Origin of the sequence: Thermogutta sp., assembly GCF_039793925.1 — a bacterium.
In the GTDB taxonomy this organism is placed as follows: Bacteria; Planctomycetota; Planctomycetia; order Pirellulales; family Thermoguttaceae; genus Thermogutta.
Genome location: NZ_JBAMME010000356.1, coordinates 1 through 2,226, shown reverse-complemented (window position 1 = coordinate 2,226; position 2,226 = coordinate 1). Strand labels below are relative to the sequence as shown.

Here is a 2,226-nt window from a genome sequence, read left to right as displayed (position 1 = left end):
GCTGCAGGACCTTGCCGTTTGCCTGAAGCAACTTGAAGAGCGCCGAGCCGCGACCGAACGGGCTTACGTTTTCGTGCCCCTCGGTGATGACACGGGCGAGCCGCCCGATTGCTGCAACAGAATGAGTCGGGTGCTTGCTCCGAATTGCGCCGGGAAGTTTGCGGACGGCCTCAGTGATCTGCCCAACTACAGACGGGGTGCTGTCCGGATCGAACACATCCGGCTCGAAATTGAATGTCGGAACAGCCAGGGTGCCCTCCGGCCCGAGGACCTCGAGCAGCGCCTCAACCACAGTTTCGGCTCCCCCCTGGACCTTTCCGAAGCTGGATAGCGAGCTGTGCACAACGACTGTATCGCCCGCGCGCAGGCCCAGTTCTCTAAGTCCGTCGATGATGTGTTGTTTGGTGACCACCAGGAATTAAGTTGCTGCGGGGATAAAGCGCGAGGAACCGAAAACTGATTCGCTCCCCCGGTTTCGCCGCTTTCAGCGAACCGGACTTACCCTTCCGAGCATTGCTGAGACACCCGCATCTCTCGTATTGGTTTCGGGTACACTTCGATGCATCGGGTCAGGCGGACTGCTCACGATAATGCCGGCGAAGGCCCGGTTACGTTGGGAAAACCGAGCGGCGCGTTAAGCCCCGGTGCCCAAGTAACGGTTGGCTCGCTTCATAAGCCGCGACTTGCGCCGCCTGGCCGCATTAGGGTGTATGATTCCTCTTTTTGCGGCCTTGTCGACTATGCTCACAGTCTCGCGAAGGAATGCTGCTGCAGTTTCAGCATTCGCCTCCAGCGCGGCTTTGGTTTTCTTGACCATCGTTTTGATCCTGGACCTGGTAGCCAGAGCGCGAAGCCGTCGCTCGCGGGACTTCTTAACGTCTTTGATGACTGACTTTATATTGGGCAACTGGACATCACCTCCTTCGTCGGTTCACAGACCGGTTCACAGATCAGCAACCACACCAATATACCAGTTTCTGCCAGGAATCGCAACAAGAGGCTGAAGAGGAGAATGTGTAGTCTTCTGGGAATGTTATCCTGACGCCAGCGAAAAACCTCCGCGCGAGGTCAAGGTTTTCCGCTCCGCTCAGAACGGCAGTCCGGCAAGACTGAGCTGATACCTGAATGGTATCGGTTCACTCTTGCATGCGCAAACACCCGTAACCTCGTCATCCTGAACTTGATTCAGGATCGACCCAGCTTCGGCGCCGGGATGCTGAAACAAGTTCAGCGCGTCACGATTTCTGTGGAACTGGACTGTCCCATCGGTACGTGCCTTTGCCCAGGGCAAGCAAACCCTACGCCCCGGCCTAGCAGCGGCACAAACTGCTAACAGTTACAAGAAAAGAGCGAGGCGATTGCCTCGCTCCAACTACTCCGGGTGCCTACAGCAAGCACCGGGTTACTTCAAACGCAGTCTGCGGAATGCAGCAACAGTGCTGAGTCCGAGGATGCCGAGCATCGCAGTGGTTCCCTCAGGGATGCCGCGGCGGCTGCCCACTTCAACCTGGAACAGGCTCGTTCCCGCCGGATTGGAGAACTGGCGGAACACCCGCGGATTGAAGCATATCCACTCCACGTCCGGCTGCGGGAAAATGGTCCATTTCCAGGTCCATATTCTCTCTCCGCCCTGAGCACTCGATTTCCAGAACGTGGACGATGTGACCCGGTAGTTCCCTGCCGGCGGCTCCAGCCACACCATCTGCAGAGGTTCCCAGGTTGGGATTGTGGTGCCCCACTTGACCTCCCACCATACTTCCTTCACCAGGCGCGGATCCAGGCGGTTGGGAATTCTAAGCCGGCAGTTCTGCAGGTCCCATTCCGGAACCGTGCCCGGCGGCAATCCGTAAACGTCCCTCACCAGGGAGAACTGAATCGGATTTGCCGGGTCATACTGCTGCGTCCAGTTCCACATCCAGAACAGGTCCGCATCGGGTGGAACGTCGGCTGTCGCAGGAAGCGAAGGCAGCAACAATACACCCAGAGCCACGATGAGGATCAGATGTCTCATGTTTTCTCCTCCTTCTTTTCAGGAATTTCAAACGCCCTTTGAGACCAGACTGCCAACGAAGCCGGCTCAGCCCCATCGACCCGGCGTCCCGTTTTCCTCGCCCAATCGCCGAAATCAGGCCGGCCCCGCGTGCGGTGCCTCCGTCCTCAACCGCACCCGGCGACTAACGCAGCCTACCGTGCACCCTCCCTGGCGTATGCAGCTGCCATCCGGTC

The 2,226-nt window shown here is 58.4% G+C and carries 2 protein-coding genes; both read right to left on the bottom strand.

The features are described from left to right. On the bottom strand, window positions 1-412 hold a 412-nt coding region (locus ABJK56_RS19360; RefSeq protein WP_347246334.1), incomplete at its 3' end, for an AAC(3) family N-acetyltransferase. Between the two features lie 990 nt (window positions 413-1,402). Then, the gene (locus tag ABJK56_RS19355; protein ID WP_347246333.1) at window positions 1,403-2,011 is read right to left on the bottom strand and encodes a hypothetical protein; all 609 of its coding nucleotides are present in this window, start codon (window positions 2,009-2,011) and stop codon (window positions 1,403-1,405) included. Window positions 2,012-2,226 lie beyond the last annotated feature (215 nt).

What these genes read in the sequence shown, in the direction of transcription:
- ABJK56_RS19355 (WP_347246333.1), bottom strand. Translation starts at nt 2,011, where the DNA reads ATGAGACATCTGATCCTCATCGTGGCTCTGGGTGTATTGTTGCTGCCT.